Raw genomic sequence first — 19,121 nt, 5'->3', positions numbered from 1 at the left:
TCGAACCAAAGACTAGATTTCTTACATAAAGAATCAACAAGGATAGCCAACTTGTATGAAGTCGTGTGTATAGAATCACTTAATATGAAAGCTATATCAAATAAAGGGTTCGGTAATGGGAAAGCAACATTAGACAATGGATACGGACTCTTCCAAACGATGCTTGAGTATAAATTATTGGATAGAGGTAAATACTTAGTAAAAGTAGATAAATGGTATCCATCGAGTCAAATTTGTAGCCATTGTGGCAATAGAAAACATCTCAACCTAACGGATAGAACATATTGTTGTGAATGTGGTCTTGAGTTAGATAGAGATATAAACGCTGCACTGAATATAAAAAACGAAGGACTTAGAATCCTCATGAGTGCATAATAAAAAATAGAGTATAGTAGGGTAGGAACTACCCAAACTTATACGCTTGTGGACTTTTTGTAAGACGGAGGAATAATCAATTAGATTAGATTAGGAAACGCAGGAGAGGATGAAGCAAGAAGCACCTAAGCTTTAGCTTAGTGTGTAGTTCACTTTGAAAGAAGTGATTATATGACAAAAAAGTTATAAAAGAAATTATGATTTTTATCATTATATTTATCCTACTTATTATTACAGCTCATAATAAAACTTTATCTACACTTATATTGTTAGTGGCATATAATAATAATATAAGAATCGGGAATAGGCATAAAACTTTTAAGGAAGCTCTCCCCTCGTATATTCTGTTGAATCTAGTTGTAGTAATAGTTTATATTTTTTTGAAATACGTGTTAAGAACAATATAAAACTAACCACTTCTGTCAATCAAAAATCACCACGCCCCCTAAAGTTAGACTTACTAATCTAGCTTTGAGGGGGTATTTTTTTTGCAAAACACTACAATTTTTGACATTTCAGGCAAATACGACAATCTTAAATGAACTTATGATACAATAATGATGAAAAAAAGTTATAATCTTTGAGGAGGAATTATCATGAAAAAGATGTTAGTGACAATGGTGTTAGTAGTAGGGATTGTAGCTAGTTTACCAACAGTAGAAGCTGCAACAAATGAAGTAGAAAAAATTGCGCATAATGAAGTAATCCAATATAGAAATATTCTTGAAGACTTGTGGTGTAAAATACCAGGTTTTTGTGGAAAAGATTTATAAATGAATAATATATTTGAATTAATTAGCGAAACATTTGGAATATTATTTTCCGTCATCGCTATTTTAGGTATACGTTTAAAAATTGCTAACACAATCGAACCGATAGTTTTAAAGAAAAAAATTAATTGGTTGTATATTTTTATATTTTATGTTGGAGGATCTTTTTTTCAAATAGGATTCTTCGGTTACCTAGTATTTTATTATATTGTTTTCCGCTATCAAGTAAAAAAAGAGAGTCGCTATGCTTTATTTTATAGCTTATATGTTTTTTTAGTTTATGAATCAATCTATTATTTTTTTATTAGTTTAGTATATCATTTTATTGATAGTGAACAATGGATGATGTTTTACCGTGAAGGTTTTCGCATGGCGGTTTATTTAATAGCCTTGGTACTAGCTTTAACGATTCATCATTTAATTGGCTTGAATCAAAAAATTATTGAATCTGAAAAGTTTTTGCCAATAATTAAAAAAATAACAGATTACTTTATTGTATTAGTTGGGGTTCGTTTCTTAGTTATTTTAGCAGATATAAATTATCATAATTTATACACTGGGATTAAAATTACGTCATCATTATCTATCTTCATTATTACTTTATTGGTAATGCTATATTTGCGAGATCAGCAATTGAAATTCCAATATACGGATACTATCAAACGCTTAAATAAGATGATTGATGAATTGGGCGATTTATATGGTGAAGTCCGTGGTTTTCGTCATGATTTTGCTGGGATTGTTGCAACTTTGGGACCAGCTATCAAAAATCAAGATATAGCTGAGATTACTCAAATTTATGAGTCTGCCTTGTTGCAAATGAATCAAACATTAACTCGTGATGATTATAGTGGTTTCAATTTGACGCATATTAAAGATTTAGGATTCCGTAATGTATTAGCGCAAAAATTAGTTCAGGCAAAACAAAGTCAAATTCCATTCCGTTTAGAAGTAGTGGGTGAGATTCCTAAAGTTGATGCGCCGTTAATTGATGTTATTCGCATCTTAACGATTCTATTAGATAATGCTTTAGAAGCAACTGTTTTAGCGGAAAATCCTTTAGTAATTGCAGCTTTGGTAGCTAAAAATAATGAGGTTAGTGTGCGAATTGAGAATACGTATGATCCAACGACATTTGAAAACTCGCAAATTATTTGGAAAAATGGTTACTCAACTAAAGGCAAGAATCGTGGGGTAGGACTGGTGAATTTACGTCGCATTACCGCTGAAACACAATCAACTAAATTAGAAACTAGAATCACTGGCGATAGATTTATTCAAGTGGTAACGTTCAGGAAGAGAGGGTAAAAGATGTTAAAAATAGCAATGATAGAAGATAATGCTCATCATTTAGCCAGATTAGAAAATATTATTCTAAAATATGCAATGAAAAATCAGTATCATTTTCAAATAGATTCTTATACAAGTATTGATGATTGTGAACGGTTATTAGAAAACGAAAAGCAATACCATTTATATTTTATTGATTTAGAGATTGAATCAATAAAAGACTATGGATTTGAATTAGCCGGAAAAATTCGACAATATAATCGTTATGCGACTATTGCATTTATTACAACCATGTCAGAAGCAATGCCGGTAGCTTTTAAAATGCATCTGAATGCTACCGACTTTATTGTTAAAGATATGCCACAAGATGAAATGACCTTACGAATTCAAGAATGTTTGGAATTTGAATTAAGTAAATATCGTCAAGGTGATCATATGACAGAACAAGATAGATTAGTGTATTCTTATCAAGGCAATGTGGGGATTGATCTTTTGTATCAAGATATATATTATATTCAAACAGAAGGAAAATCTCATGGATTAGTAGTAATGGGAAAAGATAGTCGAACTGAATTTTACGGGACTATAGCTGATATTTGTCGTTTGGATACAAAAGGCTATCTTTATAAAGTATCGAGATCATTATTGGTAAATCCGAAGCATATTGAAAATTTGGATACTGCCAAACAATCCATTGTATTTACAAATGGTGCTAGATGTCCGATCTCTTATTATAAAACAAGACAAGTAAAAAAATATTTACAAAATATATTAATAAAATAAATAATGCAAACACTTATTGGAGTATGGCGCTGTAGTAACAATATAGCGTTTGTTTCGATAAGTGTTTTTTTGCAAAACACTACAATTTTTGACTTTTCAGGCAATTACGATTCAAAGGGGGAAAGATGATGTATACTGAATTTGAAAAATAATGATAAGTTAAATAACTATTGGGAGGTGTATGGTAAATCTTGTTAACTTATGATTATTGAATAAAATAAAAGGAGTGTAATTTTAATGAAAAAACATATAAAAGTAATATTAATTGTCATTGCTTGTGGACTAATAGGTAGTACAAATTTCGCTTTAGCCAATAATCATAGTGATGAATCATGGTCATTTAGTTATAAAATTGGTACTGGTAATACGCATTATACTAGTTCTAGAAATAAGTTAGATGATTCTTATGCATATGTAAAATTAGACAGTGTAAGCAATAATGGAAGTGTAGATTGTTGGTGTGTTACGCATGGTAAAAAGGATATTATAGATTCATCTGTTGTAACAGTTAATGTAGGGCAAGAACGTTTTATTTCACAATATGCATATGAAAAAGGCTATAAAAAAATTCGCTTAGCGGTTAAGTCAACTATGTGGTGGGGTAGAGCTACCGGAGTTTGGAGTCCAGACAGCGTATAATTAGTAAAAATAAAGAAGATAATTTTAGCTCTAATATAATGCTAGAGCTATCTTCTTTTTATTAACATCATTATATTTAGAAAGGGGTGTAGGCTATGAATCATAATTTATTTAAAAATAATATCAAAAGGATTCTTTCTAGTTGGAATACACTTTTTTTGATTGTGTACTCACTAGCTTTAACGACCATTCAATATATCACGTTTAATCAATTTAATTATAATTATGAACCTTCTGTATTTTTCAGAATGATTGGTTTTGATATGACAGGCTATGGTACATCAATGTATATTTATTCGCTTCCGTTATTAGCAGCACTATTTGGCTCAGGTATTTTTGTTAATGATAAGAAAATAAATTTTCACCCCGCAATTTTGGGTCGAATTGGTCGTAAAGAATATTATAATACACAACTATTTCAATCATTCGTATTAGGAGGCAGTGCAGTTATTATTCCATATCTATTTCATTCATTAATCTTTTTTATGTTGTACCCAATGACTAATCCGGATATATTACAATCATACATTGGATTTGGTACAAAACAAATTTGGTTGCTGCAATTATTATTTTATCATCCTTTATTACTATGGTTTGTATATGTAGTATTTTTATTTCTTGTAGGAGGATTGCTAGCGCAGATTGGTCTGGTGATGTCATATCGTATTAAGACAAAATATTTTGAAATATTGGCTCCGTTTTTAGTAGTATATGCCTTATTTTTAGTAGCAAATATCATTAATAAAGGAGCAATAAACCCTATTAGTTACTTAACTTTAAGGGAATTAACTAATTTTACGATCAGTCAGGTAATGGTTAATTTAGTTATATGGCTAGGACTAGTAAGCATAATTTTTGTTATTTGGCATAAACAAACAAGAGGTGAATATAGTGATGGATAAAGTAAAATATCGTTTGAGGTATTTTCATGAAACTAAGTATATTATTTTACCACTATTCATCTTATATCTTATTCAGTTTATGATGAATGCAATCTTTAGTGAAGAAGCCATATTGGTATTTTCACGGGAAGAAGGCGAAAATTTATTTCAAAATATTCATTGGTTATTAATTTATTTGACACCTTGTTTACTTCCGTTGAATTATTTTAATGATCAATTGACAGACCTAAATATTTTTGAAATGGTGCGTAAAGATATGAAAGGTAAGCATTTTTGGCAAGTTATGAGTTCATTATTTATTTTTGTAATGACTTATTGTATTATATCTATTTCACTTGCTTTGATTTTATCGCATACACATTATTCATTAGGTGCATGGACGATATTTTTAATAGAATTTGTTTGTGCTATAGCGACATTATTATTAATCGGGGTAATAGTATCTCTTGTGTTTAGAACGAATATTAGTTTTTTAATAATGTTAGTTATGATAATACTATCTTTTTATGCAGATCATGGAGCGATATTATTGCCAACTTATCCAAGTGAAATGGTTAATTTTCAATCATTACTCACTCGAATAATATTATTAGTGATAGCTTTACTGGTCACATATGTAATCTTTAAACGTTATGAACTTTATGGAAAGAAGGGATAGTATGGCACATTTACAAGTAAAACATCTAACGAAAATGATTAAGCATAAACCAATTTTATCAGATATAAATATTGAAGCGAAATCTGGTGAAATTATTGGTTTAGTTGGTCCAAACGGTTCTGGAAAGACCATGTTACTAAAAACAATTTTAGGATTAATACGTAAAACTGAAGGTGAGATTTATTTGAATCAGCAACCAGTAGTCTTTAATGAACCACTTCCAGTATTAACAGGAGCGATTATAGAAACTCCGGACTTTATTCCATATTATACAGGTTGGCAGAATTTAGTTTATTTGGCAAGTTTGAATAATCATGTAGATGAAGAAAAAATTTCTTATTATATGGAAAGAATGGGAATAATATTTGCTAAGGATACTAAAGTGGCTAATTATTCGCTTGGAATGAAACAAAAATTAGCGATTGTTCAGGCGGTTATGGAAAATCAACAATTAATTTTATTAGATGAACCAACAAATGGCTTAGATAAAGAAGCTATGATTCATTTTATTGAAGTGGTAAAAAAGTTAGCTAAAGAAGGAAAGACAATTATTATTGCTAGTCATGATGAGTATGTTATGTCACAAATTACGACACGCACTTATTTGATTTCTGATGGACGAATGGTAGGTGAAGAATAATGCCATTAACTAAGAAGGTGATTATGATGGTATTGTTGGGAGCGAGTATTTGCTTAGGAAGAATAGCTTGGATAAATGTCACAGCTCAACAGATAGAGCCGTTATATCATCAATTAGGTGAGCCATTTGATATCAATGGACAGACGGTTAATGCGATGATTACCCCAGCAAGTGCAGAAGAAAAAGAAATGCTATTTACCAAAAAATTAGTAGAAAAAAAGCAGTATGATGATGTGTTTTTTAAAGTAGAAATAAAAGCTCCTAAATTATCTAAAGCAGGTTATGCAGGCTATACTTTAATTCTGAATGACTATTATCGTAGTAGTTATATTTTTGCTTCACAAACGATATTATCTGATGGCATTATTTATTATTTTCATTTCTCACCAGATAAATTGGTTGAAGGTAGTAACAAATTAGTATTATCTTTGCCAGATGATTTGATGGTTGATTCGACTCATTATGGTTTTATTACAGAGGTAGAAAAGTAGGTGAATATGATGCGGATTAGAGGATATCGTATTAAAGTAATGGTTAGTGTGAGTTTGCTAGTTTTGCTAATAGGAATCTTACTATCAGAAATGATTATTTTTCAAAAGACAATGGATTTATCGCCAACAGAGGTGATTGCGCTAAAAACGGATGTGAATTTGTGGCGATTATTATTAATTCCATTAACATTATTAATCCAAAATCGAATGATCCCCCAATTTAGTGATTTAGAATGGATGCGCATTAGATACAAAAATTATTTTTATTATCGAGTGGAAATCATTCTGTTGGTAGTTAGTGTAGTGAATCTCATTCTTATTATCAGTGAATTAGCTGTTGCTGTTGCTACAGGGGAGTGTAATGGTTTTAGTGGAATTTTCTTATATAGCTTGATAAAGTCTATTCCAATCATTAATATTTTGTTCATCAGTAGTTTTATTAATTGTCTTTTAGAATTATTACTCAAACACCCGATTATTGCGGTTATTATAACATTTATTTTAGGATTACCATTGCCGAGTTTGACGGTAATGCCGATAGTGGATAATTTTTTAGTAATAGAAGATTATAATACGATGACATTAGGATTATTTTGTGTGCAAAGTATGTTGATTAATGCTTTATTAGTATATGGATATTATGAATTATTGAAAAATACGCAACATCATTAATAGATAGGGTGTGAAAATATGAAGAAAAAAATAAGCTTTGGAATTATTGGTATGTTTATTTTTTTAGTTGCAGGGCTTTATTTAAAGGCAGATACTATTGGCAATATGTTTGAACAACATAAAATAAAAACAATCGAGAAATCGCTTGGAACTAACTTTTATTTCACATCTAATGACTATATGGATATCGTCATGGGATGGGATAAGAAGAGTATTATTGGTGTAGATAAAACGGTTGATACTGATAAAATTTATCAAATTATGATGCATCATTATGCTAGTATGAATCAGTTACATACTTTACAGTTCACATATCAATGCACTGATTTTGAAGGATATCAAGAAGTGTTCATTAATGGTTTTTTGGATAAAGAACAGCAATTGTATTTTGAAAAGACACAAGCTTCAAATGATTCAGAAGCTAATATTGTTGCCTATAAAAATGGTTATATGTATATGAATGATAAAGGGGGAGAATTTGAGAAAATCAAAGGAGAATTAGCTGAACAAGTGATGCCAAGTATCCTATTTACAAGTCTTTATAATTGGATAAAGCAATATCCAGCAGCATTACAAGAACAAGATGATGATTATATTATTACTGTCGATGTTCCGCCACAAAAATCTAATTATAGTTATGGTAGGTGGAACTATTATTTTGATAAGAAGAATTATAGTTTGAAAATGATTGTTCTTGAACAAGATGAGTTAGTTATTACTAAAGTAAAGCAAACAATCTATCTCATTGATCAAAAAATTCCGCAACAGTCCTTAGCAGAGTTAGAACGTATTTCGAATTAAGAATGAATTTCCGAAGTACTTTTTGATTATAAAATACAGAAAAAGTGGTAGTGCCAATTTAATTTCGCTAATTGTGGCAAATATAAAAGTAACCACTTTTGATAGATAACCCCCTAAAGTTAGACTTACCAATCTATCTTTGAGGGGGATTTTTTGCAAAACACTTCAATTTTTGATGTTTTAGGCAAATACGATTCAAAGCGGAAAAGATGATGTATACTGAATTTGAAAAATAATAAATATTAGGAGGGATACGGATGGACTGCTTACCTTTAATCGGCTTTTTAACTGTAATTGTTGGTATGGATGGCGTAATAATAGCTTTGATAGGAATTGCTATAAGTAAATTAAGAGAATTAGAAAAATAAAAGTATTGGACGAGGAGGAGAGACGATGGATTCTATGATGATTATAATGATATTATTAGCTATACAAACCATATTATTGTTTATTACAGTAGGGATTCTGTTCAAAACGATAGATAAATTGAAGAAAAATGATAAAGAGCAAAAATAAGTCATCACTACACACGTAACACCACCTCCAGAATATTCTGGAGGTATTTTTATTGAATAGGCCAATTATATAAATAACGGTTTAATGCTGAAAAAGACATGATTTGGTTTTGAATTCAAGTAATGTGTTGGTGGTAGATGTATCATAAAAAATATACAGTTAAGGAACAAAAAAGTACAGTTCAAGACTGTTATTAAAAAAAGAAGTGAAGTTTGGTATAATACTGTAAGTAAAAATAATAATTATATAATTAGGAGGAGTTATTATGAAAAAAATATTTATAACAATGCTTTTAATAGCAGGAGTAGGGATTAGTTCACCAACAGCACAAGCCGCAACAAACGAGATAGATAAAATTGAATATAATGCAAAAGACAGAAGTATCCCACAAGTACGATGGATTTTAGATGATATATTTTCTAAATTACCAGATCGAGAGAAATAAATTTAATGACTTTAGAAATTATTTCAGAGTTTATAGCTGTTACTTTTATTATTATCTCATATTGTTATGCTCGTTTAAAAATTGCTAGCACAATCGAACCGATATTTTTAAAGAAAAAACGTAATTGGATATATATTTTTATATATTATATTGGGGCATCTTTTTTTCAAATAGGTCCAATTGGTTATCTAGTATTTTATTATATCGTCTTCCGCTATCAAGTAAAAAAAGAAAGTCGCAATGCTTTATTTTATAGCTTATATGCTTTTTTAGCGTATGAATCAGTCTATTATTTTTTAATTAGTTTGGTATATCATTTTATTGATAGTGAACAATGGATGATGTTTTACCGTGAAGGATTGTATATGCTAATTTGTTTATTAGCCTTGGCAGTCGCTTTAGCAATTCATCATTTAATTGGCTTGAATCAAAAAATTATTGAATCTGAAGAGTTTTTGCCAATTATAAAAAAAACGACTGATTACTTTATTGGATTAGTAGGAATACGTTTCTTATCTATTTTTGCTTATCAGGTATTTCGAAATGAATATTTAGAAATTAAAGTAACCGCATCATTATCTATCTTCATTATTACTTTATTGGTAATGCTATATTTACGGGATCAGCAATTGAAATATGCGCATAAGGAAGCCATGCAACAAAAAGAAGAAGAAATTAGAGGAGCTAATCGTTTAGTAGAGGAATTAGGTGTACTATACGATGAAATTCGTGGTTTTCGTCATGATTTTGGAGGCGTAATTGCGTGTTTAGGGCCGTCAATAAAGAAACAAAATGATGATGAGTTAAAAAAAATTTATCGTGATGTATGTCTGGAAATGAATCAACGTCTTGTAAAAGCAGATTATACAGGATTTGATTTGAAAAATATTAATGATATAGGTATAAAAAATGTGTTAACACAAAAAATGTTGCAAGCCAAAGAACAACAAATTCCATTTTATTTAGAAGTAGTCAATACTATTCCAATCTTAGATGTACCGATGCTTGAAGTAGTAAGAATTTTATCAATATTATTAGATAATGCTATAGAAGGTACTCAAAATAGTTCCAAACCAGAAATTACGGTGGGGTTAGTTTCCGATAAAAATGAGGTTACGATTTATATTAAAAATACCCATAACCATAAAACTATTAATCGATGGAAAATCTGGGAGGAAGGATATTCTACTAAAGGAGAACGTAGAGGAATTGGGTTACCATCATTATTACAGATATTACAAGAGCTAGAAGATGCTGATTTACAAACAGAAATAACGGATAATTATTTTGAGCAAACACTAATTTTTAAAAGGGGTGAGATATAGTGATTAATATTGCTATTGTAGAAGATAATATGCTACATATAGGTCGATTGGAGACATTATTGCATGAGTTAAGTCAAGAATTAAGAATTAAAATCAATATTGTTATTTCAAATAATATGGAAGAATATCGTAGTCAGTTATCGCAAGACCAAATATATGATTTATATTTTTTAGATTTAGATATAGAAGGTAATAAAAATGCAGGATTTGATATTGCAAAAGAAATAAGAAAATATCATCAATTAGGTACGATTGTTTTTGTGACAACTTTATCGGATGCATGGCCATTAGTGTTTAAAAATCATGTTTCAGCATTAGATTTTATCCCGAAAGATGAGTCTGAAATTCTCTTTAAAGAACGTATAAAGGAATGTTTAGAGCATGTTATTAATATGAGGAAAGAACAAGTTAAGGAGGTTTTAACTTATTCATATAAAGAAAGAATCGTGTTACAGATACCTTTTGGGGATATCTTAATGATTCAAACTTCTGCATCTGCACATAGGTTAATTGTATATGGGAAAACAATAAGGAAAGAATTTTATGGAACATTAACAGATATTTTAGAACTAGATAAAAAAGGTTATTTTCAAAAAATTGATCGTTCTACTATTGTGAATATTCAAAATGTTGTTAGTGTGAATAAACGGGAGAGAGAAGTGATGTTTTATGATGGAACAACTTCTCCAGTGTCTAGGTTAAGAATTAAAGACTTAAAAGAAAAAGTAGAACATTATCACCAACAAGTGAACTATACACGAGAAAAAAACTTAGGAGATTTTGGGGTAATGTTTTAAATACATCATTTCAGGAATAAAAACAGACATTATAGGAAATAAATAAATTTAGTAAAGAGTAGATGGTAACATTTATATATACTTATAAAATTATTAGGGGGATAAAAAATGAAATCGAAATTTAAAGTAGTGGCAGTATCGTTGCTAGTAATTGGGACTTTATTATCTCAAAATACTAAAGCGGACGCTACAATGCTTACAAATTATTATTCAGGAAACTTTGATATAGCATGGGAAAGATATGCAACTGGTGATAATGGAAAAGCAACTATGACCTATGGCTATAATACAAGACTGGTTGATGAGGATTATGTATGGGCTAAGCATAGTACTAAACATCATTATGCAAGTTTATATAATGGAAAAGGATGGCATACAGGTAAGGGAGTACGAGCTGGAAAATTATCTAGAGTAGATGTTCGTCATAGGGGCACTCTAGTTAAGTATTGTAATAATTTTTGATATTAATAATTAAACTTAAACAGTAAAAGGTTGTGATATCATTATCGCAACCTTTTAACTGTTTTATGAAAGAGTATATGATAGCGAATATTTTTATAAAGGAGAAGTGATAATGAAAAAAATAAAGTTAATAATTTTTCCGATTCTGATGTTTATTCTATTAATGTTAATTGGTGAGCTGTTCGTATGGAATGTAGATTCTTTTGAAACTAATTATATTCGAACAACATTTTGTTTACGACCAAATCAAGAAAAAGATAAAATGTTTAAAGATTTACAACAAACTGCAAAAAAACATCATTTAGAAATATTTACCTTAGAAAGAGATATAAAAAGTATTAGAAATGAAAACGTAACTGTTTACGGCAATGAACAAGTAGCTCAAATTCTTAAAGATAAATCAGAAATCAAAGCAGGTGCATTTACAAGTATGACATTAGGTGATGTACAGGTTAGCTTTAAAGAGTTAGATGAGTATCCGCATCCAGATTTGTATACGGAATATTATTTGATTGGGGATATAGAAGATGCTAGATTATACAAAAAAGAATTAATCAATCAATATGACGGCTCATTTCCGCGTGAAGGGTATCTATATTTTAATCCGAGCGTCACTATGGTTGTGATGTTTAGTCTTGTGAGTGTATTTCTTATTATTCTTAGTTTATTCCATAGTAATCTCATAAAAAAAGAAGTACTCCTCCGATTTGTGTATGGAGATAGTATTGATTCGATTATTGCCAAAAATATTATTGGTGAAACAAGTTATTTTGTCGGCGTATTTGTAATCTTATTTGCTACGCTGAAGTATGTAGGGAAGATTCAAGTAGATTATAAAATACATGTAACCTTGGCGTTATTTGTGGCGTATTTATTGTTGAATGCACTAATTTATTTGCGATTGAAATTTATCGATTATAAACGGTCACTGAATAATGCAGAGAATAATAAAATATTTTTACAGTTTTCTTATATTTTTCAAGCGGTATTGAGTTTTGGTGTGATTATTTTATTAGCATTTTCAATCGAGATGATTTCCACATCGGTTAATTATATTTCGCAAAAAGATTTTTTTGAAGAAAGAAGTAGTTATAGTTATGTTAATAATAATCTTAGTATGAATCAGGCGGAAACAGAAGGTGAGGACTGTTTCATAGAGCAAGAAAAATATATTAGTAATTTTTTAAAGGAATGGGATGATAAAAGATTCTCACTTAATTATTGTGGGGAAGGAGATTTTACTAATCGTCCAATAATCTATGCGAATGGTCAAGCACTTAGTTATATTGAAGAACATTTAACAGATATTAACGGTCAATTCAGCGATGATAAGATTAATTTCCTTGTTCCAAGTACTAATAGCGTACAAGCTAATGCTGATTTAGAGATGTTGAGTAATATGTATTTTGGAGAAGATACTGAATGTGTAGCTAGTGCAACGTATTCAACAGGTAACATAATAGCGATCGCAAGAGAATTGGTCATTTATAGTAATTATTATAAAAATCCACTAATTATTCTTGATTTGCGTCATGATAAGGAATTCCCCTTTAATGACATATATTTTAATCAATTAGCGATGTATGAAATTGATGATGAAAGCTGGGAAAATCATATTGCTCAAAGTAATGTTGATGTGTTAACTAGCCATAAAACCAATGTCTATGAATACTATCAAACTTTTCTCTATAGTTCCATTCGTTTTCTTATCCTAGGATTAGTATTTTTAACGATTTTGACGATTCTTTATTTTATTATGTTGAAGAGTATTTTGACTTTAGTAATAAAATTCAAATCAAAAGAGCTATTACTTAAAACTGTTTTAGGTTATACCTTATTAGAAAAATACGGCCAAGTATATCTTTATAGTTTGATGCCTTTAGTGATTGCTTTACTTGCCAGTATGGTAGCAGTGGTATTTTTACAGCTGACAAATATTTTGGCTATTGTAATTGCGGGAGTAGTGACATTGGGCTTAGCGCTAATGATTGTGACTCACTTAATTAAGAAAATAGATCAAGAAAATATAAGAAAAAATATTTATAGTGGGGGCTTGTAATGATGTTAGAAATCAAAAATCTAAAAAAAGTATTAGGGAATCATGTGCTGTTTGATGATTTTAATTTGTCGGTAGAAAAAGGCGAGTATATTACTTTTTCAGGTGTTAGTGGTAGCGGTAAGACCACCTTATTAAATATGATTGGTTCTTTAGAGGCATTTGATGAGGGACAAATTATTGTTGATGGTCTTGATATTAGTAATAAAAAGAATCAACAAAAATATTTAGGTGAAAAAGTTGGTTTCGTATTTCAAAATTTTGCCCTATTAGAAAACAAAACGGTTCGTGAAAATTTAGCATTAATAAAGCCGAAATTTCGCACAAATGTCTCGATTGAAGAAGCGATTGCGAGTGTAGGTTTAACCGATAAATTAGATGCGTTGGTCTATACTTTATCTGGTGGAGAACAACAACGCGTGTCAATTGCACGTTTAATGGTCAAAAAATGCGAGTTAATTCTATGTGATGAACCGACTGGATCTTTAGATAAGAATAATGCAGAAAATGTGATGCGAATGCTCAAAGAATTGAATCAATCTGGTAAAACGATTCTATTAGTAACGCATGATGAAAAATATATTACACAAGGCGGGAGAGTAGTACATTTATGAAAAGCAAAAAGAAAGTAACAACGAAAAACATCATTTTACTAGTTCTTAGCATGTTTATTTTATGGAATGTAGTGTGGTTTTCGTGGCGAAAAATTAGCTATACAAAATATAGTGCCGGCATGAACGAATACGTTGAAAATATGAGTTATGTAAAACAAGGCGAGGATGGCCATTTGTATAATACTAAATATCCTGATTATTTATCATTTGTGGGTAATTTGGCAATTGCGACACCTGATGAAAAGATCGGGCTGATTATTTGGCCACAAATTTTCGGGAATAATAAGGTTGGTGCTCAAATTATTGAAGATGATGCGAATTATTGTATCGTGTTAGATGAACAATTATTAGCTGCTGATCAAAAAGATGCTGCTCTAATTGAAAAATACCAAAGTGACATCGCTAATCTTGCACATAAAGCTGAACAATTTTGGAATATCAAAATTAACAAGTAATAATGTTAGAATTGTGCCCCTTGAAGTTAGACTTACCAATCTAGCTTTGAAGGGGTATTTTTTTGCCCCATACCACAATTTTTGATGCTTCAAGCAATTGATTCAAAGCTAAAAATGAACCATCATTTTGCTAGTGTTAGTAAAGTTTTCATAATATACTATAGGTGAAAAAACATTATAGTGAGATGTTAACTGGTTGGCAAGGCGATTATTATTTGAAAGAAAATGGCTATATGGCGCATAATGGATGGATTTTCGATTCACATTATGATGCGTGGTATTACCTGCATGAAGATGGTACTTATGCCCATAATGAATGGATTGGCAATTACTATCTAACAAGTGATGGTTCATGGGACGCTAAGGGATAGGTTAGGATAATGCTAAGTTAAATAATTATTGGGAGGTGTGAGTTAAAAAATAATAACTTAGGATGATTGAAATAAGCATAGCGTAGTCCCATTAAAGATAGCTAGATGATGATTCGTAAGGATAAAATCAAAAGGAGGAATAATATGAAAAAGGGATTTTTGGGGTATAAGCAAGTGTTAATGTTTGTAGCTTTGGTGGCAATGTTTGGCTTGTCAGATGTTGTATCTACACAAAGAGTTTCAGCGGATGAAGCACCGATTGGATTTGTTCAGAATGACAATGGTGCTAGAAATTATATAAAAGATGGCAAAAAAGCCTTGTATTGGCATCAACTAGATGGTAAATGGTACTATTTTGGCGAGGATGGTAATCTAGTGGTCGGCTGGCAATATATTCCAACCAAATATCATATCGGTGTCTTTGAGGGCGACTCTATTGTTGAAATTGGGATATTCCCAAAATGGTTTTATTTTTCAGCTGAAGGTGTATTAGCGGAACCAGGTTGGCAATATTTACCAATTAAAGATGCGGTAAATACTAATAAGATATATGGTCAAACAGTTAGTGATACTGGCTTAGGTAAGCAGTGGTATTACTTAGATAAAGAATCTTCACCAGTAGTTGGTTGGCTTCAAAAAGGAGATGACTGGTTCTTACTTTCAGATGAAGAAAGTCATTATGGTGAGATGTTAACCGGTTGGCAAGGCGATTATTATTTGAAAGAAAATGGCTATATGGCGCATAATGAATGGCTATATGACGATGATTATCACAGTTGGTTCCATCTAAATGCAGATGGCAAATATGCCGCAAATCAATGGGTCAATGGCTACTATCTAAAAGATTGGGGCTATATGGCTAAAGCGGAATGGATTTTCGATAAGAACTATGATAGTTGGTACTACTTAACAGAAGATGGTCATTACGCTTCAAATCAATGGGTAGGAAGTTATTACTTAAAAGATTATGGTAAGATGGCGCATAATGAATGGATTTTCGATTCTCATTATGATGCGTGGTATTACTTGCATGAAGATGGTACTTATGCCCATAATGAATGGATTGGCAATTACTATCTAACAAGTGATGGTTCATGGGATGCTAAGGGATAAGTTAGGATAATCATTTTTATGATAGATAAACTAAAAAAGGATTACGCAGCATTTTTTGCGTAGTCCTTTTTGCATTTTATTGTCTTAATAGAGTATTTCACAAGAGGATTTAACTAGTGAAGAGAGTGCTTGTTCTAATTGTTGGCTATCCAATTTTGATAAATCAGATGAGCCAATAATAATAATTTTATAGCATTCAGCAAATAATAGAAATTCCTTAACGCCTTTAGTAGTGGCTAATTTACTCATGATATATTGGGCAACTTCTTCAGTGTTCTTGTTCAGTTCTTGTTCTTTGAGAAGTGAATTATATTCTTCTTGAGTTAATAATTGATAGATATTGTCCTTCAGTAAATTATCTAAGAAGTAGTGATAAGTTTCTTCAAAGGGAATACCTTGTGGATAGTTTTGTACTAGTAATTCAAAGGCTTGGAAAGATTCTTTTTTTCTCTTAGCGATTAAATTGATAATGAAGTCTTTTTTGCTAGGGAAGAAGTTATAAAAAGTTCCCGTTGCAATATCACATGATTTCGCTAGTTCAGAGATTTTCATTTTTTTCATTCCGTGTTGTTTTAATAATAGATAGCCTTGTTGATATAGTTGTTGTTTAATACGTTCTTTTTCTTCTTCAGTAAAATTGGCTGGCATAACACCCCTCCTATAGATAGTTCTTCTCATTGATTCTATCATCTATTATGGGGAAATGCAATGAATAAAAAGTAAGTCACATTCATTGACCTTAGAAACAAGAGGTGCTAAAATAAACTCAATGAACGGTTAGGAATAAATATTCATTGAAAGAGGGAGGAGGATATCTTGATAAAGTTTAAGGATTTTTCATTATTTTATGAAGGAGGGAATGAAGCAAGTTTAAAAAATATCCATTTAGAAATTGCAGAGGGGGAATTTATTTTACTGACAGGTTTAAGTGGTTGTGGGAAGACGAGTCTACTTAGAGTGATCAATGGATTGTATCCAAATGTATATGAAGGGAAAAATGAGGGAGAATTTTCTATTAGTTTAGATGGTCAAAAAACAAGTAGTAGTAATCTTATTGGTAGTGTGTTGCAAGATTCTAAGTCTGGATTTTTATTTACGGAATTGAGTTCTGAATGTATATTTCCTGCGCAATGTATTTTAAGAGATAAAAAAGAGATATTTGCTGAATTTAATGAGCTTAGTCACAAACATCAAAGTCTTTTTAAAAATAGTGATACTTTAAGGCTTTCAGCAGGTCAGGCGCAGCTTTTAAGTATTTTAAGCCAACAGATGAAAAAAGCTAAAATTATTGTAATGGATGAACCATCTGCAAATTTAGATTTAATAGAAATAGTTAAGTTACAAGGTTATTTAGCAAAGTTAAAATCAGAAGGCTTTACCATTATTATTGCTGAGCATCGGGTACATTTTTTTGAAAGTTTAGCAGATCGGATTATCTATTTAGAACATGGTGAAATTACTGATCATTATCAAGAATACTCGATTAGAAATAAAGATGTTCATTTTAGTAAAGCGAGTGCCAAAAGGGGGGCTTTAGCTACTTTAGATATATTGAATCTTAATTATTCTTATAAACAGAAAGCCGTTCTAAAAGATATTAATATCACAGTCAATAGTGGTGATGTGTTGGGGGTTGTTGGGAATAATGGTTGTGGTAAAAGTACTTTTGCGAAGGTTATTTGTGGGTTATTAAAAGAAAAAAATGAGATTATTGCAATTGATGGAGAGATAGTATCTGAAAAAGCTTTGCGTGAAAATTTTTATTATTGTATGCAAGATGCGTATAAGCAAATGGTCGCCTCGAGTGTAAAAGAAGAAATATTACTACAAAATCCTAATTTAACAACTGAAGAAGTGGTGGCATTATTACAAGAGGTTGGCTTAGTAGACTATATTGATCAGCATCCTGCCAGATTGTCAGGTGGCCAAGTGCAGCGTTTGAGTATTTTACTAGCCTATATTAGTGACAGTAAAGTTGTGGTATTAGATGAACCGACAAGTGGATTAGATTATCACCATATGCTAAAAGTTGTTGCTTTAATCAAGAAAATGAAAGTTCAAAATCGATTTATTTTCATTATTAGTCATGATATGGAATTTTTATCTTATATTTTGGATGCGTATCTTTTTATTGATGATCAAGGCCGGATTACTTTTAAAGAATTACAAGATTCAGTTGATTTTCAACAGATGATGACTAAGTTGCTTGGTATTGAGAAAAGCCATAGCAGTTCGGATGGTGTTGAATATGCGAATAGGAAGATTGAAGAAGTGATAAACGGAAAGATTGGTTTGTCGATGATGAATCCTATTGTGAATATTAGTGTATTTTTTGCGTTAGTTAATGCTATTTTTATGTATCCCTATTATCTATCAAGTGTGTATTTATTATTGTTACTGATGATAGTGTTAGCTTTGAATAAGAATGTCACTTTAATGATCAAAGCATTGATTAGTTATAGTGTCATTTATATTTTAAAGGGGTATTTTCCAATTTCACTTCAAGTCATTATTGAAATCTTTTTATTGCGTGGGATTTGTGCAAATTTTGCTTTTAAAAATATTACGAGAAGCGCTAGTTTGTTAAGGATTATCGAAGCTTTTCATCAGGCGAAATTAACTGATTATCTATTATTGCCTTTAGTGTGTATGTTGCGAATTTTTCCGACTTTCAAATATGATGTAGAGATTTGTTTTATGAGTTTGAAGACTAGAAAGCTAATTAATAGTAAAAATTCGATTAGTATTTGGAATTATATGATTGTGCCTTTGATTCATGCTTTGATTAGAACTGCTGAAAATTTAGCAACGGGTATCGCAACGAAAGGGATGACAATTGGGGCAAAGAGAACGGTTGTGACTGGGGTATCATTTAGGTTTTATGATGTGTTGGTATTGGTGTTATTTTTTATGATTTATCTATTATTAATTTTAGGAGGAGTTTAA

At 30.7% G+C, this 19,121-nt stretch carries 23 protein-coding genes; 22 read left to right on the top strand and 1 reads right to left on the bottom strand.

Features of this window, described 5'->3' with window-relative positions; all coding sequences use genetic code 11:
- From BMX09_RS01045 to BMX09_RS00955, 21 genes are all read left to right on the top strand, one after another.
- A partial coding sequence (locus BMX09_RS01045) for an RNA-guided endonuclease InsQ/TnpB family protein (RefSeq protein WP_143054356.1) occupies nucleotides 1-375 on the top strand: 375 nt, incomplete at its 5' end.
- A gap of 596 nt (nucleotides 376-971) precedes the next feature.
- Complete coding sequence (locus tag BMX09_RS09995; RefSeq protein ID WP_177159480.1) at nucleotides 972-1,148, top strand: hypothetical protein; 177 nt, start codon at nucleotides 972-974, stop codon at nucleotides 1,146-1,148.
- The gene (locus BMX09_RS01040) at nucleotides 1,149-2,453 is read left to right on the top strand and encodes a GHKL domain-containing protein (RefSeq protein WP_089745760.1); all 1,305 of its coding nucleotides are present in this window, start codon (nucleotides 1,149-1,151) and stop codon (nucleotides 2,451-2,453) included.
- 3 nt (nucleotides 2,454-2,456) lie between these two features.
- Entirely contained in the window at nucleotides 2,457-3,218 is a 762-nt protein-coding gene (locus BMX09_RS01035) for a LytR/AlgR family response regulator transcription factor (RefSeq protein WP_089745758.1), read from the top strand.
- 237 nt (nucleotides 3,219-3,455) lie between these two features.
- Complete coding sequence (locus tag BMX09_RS01030; RefSeq protein ID WP_089745756.1) at nucleotides 3,456-3,857, top strand: hypothetical protein; 402 nt, start codon at nucleotides 3,456-3,458, stop codon at nucleotides 3,855-3,857.
- A gap of 95 nt (nucleotides 3,858-3,952) precedes the next feature.
- On the top strand, nucleotides 3,953-4,759 hold the full coding sequence (locus tag BMX09_RS01025; RefSeq protein WP_089745754.1) for a hypothetical protein: 807 nt from the start codon (nucleotides 3,953-3,955) through the stop codon (nucleotides 4,757-4,759).
- Nucleotides 4,752-5,417 carry a hypothetical protein gene (locus BMX09_RS01020; RefSeq protein WP_089745752.1) on the top strand — a complete coding sequence of 222 codons (666 nt, stop codon included), beginning with the start codon at nucleotides 4,752-4,754 and terminating at the stop codon, nucleotides 5,415-5,417. The genes BMX09_RS01025 and BMX09_RS01020 overlap by 8 nt, the downstream gene beginning before the upstream one ends.
- A 1-nt stretch (nucleotide 5,418) precedes the next feature.
- Nucleotides 5,419-6,057, top strand: a complete 639-nt coding sequence (locus BMX09_RS01015) for an ABC transporter ATP-binding protein (RefSeq protein ID WP_089745750.1) — start codon at nucleotides 5,419-5,421, stop codon at nucleotides 6,055-6,057.
- Nucleotides 6,057-6,548 carry a hypothetical protein gene (locus tag BMX09_RS01010; protein WP_089745748.1) on the top strand — a complete coding sequence of 164 codons (492 nt, stop codon included), beginning with the start codon at nucleotides 6,057-6,059 and terminating at the stop codon, nucleotides 6,546-6,548. The genes BMX09_RS01015 and BMX09_RS01010 overlap by 1 nt, the downstream gene beginning before the upstream one ends.
- 9 nt (nucleotides 6,549-6,557) lie before the next feature.
- The gene (locus tag BMX09_RS01005) at nucleotides 6,558-7,220 is read left to right on the top strand and encodes a hypothetical protein (protein WP_143054355.1); all 663 of its coding nucleotides are present in this window, start codon (nucleotides 6,558-6,560) and stop codon (nucleotides 7,218-7,220) included.
- An 18-nt stretch (nucleotides 7,221-7,238) separates the two neighbouring features.
- Complete coding sequence (locus BMX09_RS01000) at nucleotides 7,239-8,021, top strand: hypothetical protein (protein WP_089745744.1); 783 nt, start codon at nucleotides 7,239-7,241, stop codon at nucleotides 8,019-8,021.
- Nucleotides 8,022-8,414: 393 nt separating this feature from the next.
- On the top strand, nucleotides 8,415-8,537 hold the full coding sequence (locus tag BMX09_RS10360; RefSeq protein WP_281242642.1) for a hypothetical protein: 123 nt from the start codon (nucleotides 8,415-8,417) through the stop codon (nucleotides 8,535-8,537).
- 265 nt (nucleotides 8,538-8,802) lie between these two features.
- Nucleotides 8,803-8,982, top strand: a complete 180-nt coding sequence (locus tag BMX09_RS00995; RefSeq protein ID WP_089745742.1) for a hypothetical protein — start codon at nucleotides 8,803-8,805, stop codon at nucleotides 8,980-8,982.
- Between the two features lie 5 nt (nucleotides 8,983-8,987).
- Nucleotides 8,988-10,307 carry a GHKL domain-containing protein gene (locus BMX09_RS00990; protein WP_089745740.1) on the top strand — a complete coding sequence of 440 codons (1,320 nt, stop codon included), beginning with the start codon at nucleotides 8,988-8,990 and terminating at the stop codon, nucleotides 10,305-10,307.
- Entirely contained in the window at nucleotides 10,307-11,104 is a 798-nt protein-coding gene (locus tag BMX09_RS00985; RefSeq protein ID WP_245711097.1) for a LytR/AlgR family response regulator transcription factor, read from the top strand. Before BMX09_RS00990 ends, BMX09_RS00985 begins: the two co-directional genes overlap by 1 nt.
- 108 nt (nucleotides 11,105-11,212) lie before the next feature.
- Nucleotides 11,213-11,566: a mediterrocin family bacteriocin gene (locus BMX09_RS00980; protein ID WP_089745738.1), complete on the top strand. Its 354-nt coding sequence runs from the start codon at nucleotides 11,213-11,215 to the stop codon at nucleotides 11,564-11,566.
- A 112-nt stretch (nucleotides 11,567-11,678) separates the two neighbouring features.
- Nucleotides 11,679-13,625 carry a hypothetical protein gene (locus BMX09_RS00975; protein ID WP_089745736.1) on the top strand — a complete coding sequence of 649 codons (1,947 nt, stop codon included), beginning with the start codon at nucleotides 11,679-11,681 and terminating at the stop codon, nucleotides 13,623-13,625.
- Between the two features lie 2 nt (nucleotides 13,626-13,627).
- Complete coding sequence (locus BMX09_RS00970; protein ID WP_089745765.1) at nucleotides 13,628-14,236, top strand: ABC transporter ATP-binding protein; 609 nt, start codon at nucleotides 13,628-13,630, stop codon at nucleotides 14,234-14,236.
- Nucleotides 14,233-14,691, top strand: coding sequence for a hypothetical protein (locus BMX09_RS00965; protein ID WP_089745734.1), 459 nt, complete (start codon nucleotides 14,233-14,235; stop codon nucleotides 14,689-14,691). The genes BMX09_RS00970 and BMX09_RS00965 overlap by 4 nt, the downstream gene beginning before the upstream one ends.
- A 164-nt stretch (nucleotides 14,692-14,855) precedes the next feature.
- Complete coding sequence (locus BMX09_RS00960; RefSeq protein ID WP_143054354.1) at nucleotides 14,856-15,062, top strand: hypothetical protein; 207 nt, start codon at nucleotides 14,856-14,858, stop codon at nucleotides 15,060-15,062.
- Between the two features lie 144 nt (nucleotides 15,063-15,206).
- Complete coding sequence (locus tag BMX09_RS00955) at nucleotides 15,207-16,175, top strand: hypothetical protein (protein ID WP_089745730.1); 969 nt, start codon at nucleotides 15,207-15,209, stop codon at nucleotides 16,173-16,175.
- Nucleotides 16,176-16,259: 84 nt separating this feature from the next.
- Here BMX09_RS00955 and BMX09_RS00950 read toward each other — a convergent pair whose 3' ends face one another.
- Nucleotides 16,260-16,823 (bottom strand): TetR/AcrR family transcriptional regulator, encoded by a 564-nt coding sequence (locus tag BMX09_RS00950; protein WP_177159479.1) that lies wholly within the window; start codon nucleotides 16,821-16,823, stop codon nucleotides 16,260-16,262.
- 168 nt (nucleotides 16,824-16,991) lie between these two features.
- On the opposite strand from BMX09_RS00950, the gene BMX09_RS00945 reads away from it, so the two are divergent.
- Nucleotides 16,992-19,121, top strand: a complete 2,130-nt coding sequence (locus tag BMX09_RS00945; protein ID WP_089745726.1) for an ATP-binding cassette domain-containing protein — start codon at nucleotides 16,992-16,994, stop codon at nucleotides 19,119-19,121.

This window comes from Granulicatella balaenopterae (assembly GCF_900111135.1).
GTDB classification, from domain to species: domain Bacteria; phylum Bacillota; class Bacilli; order Lactobacillales; family Aerococcaceae; genus Granulicatella; species Granulicatella balaenopterae.
The sequence above is the reverse complement of the archived record's forward strand: the minus strand, read 5'-3'. Positions and strand labels throughout refer to the sequence as shown.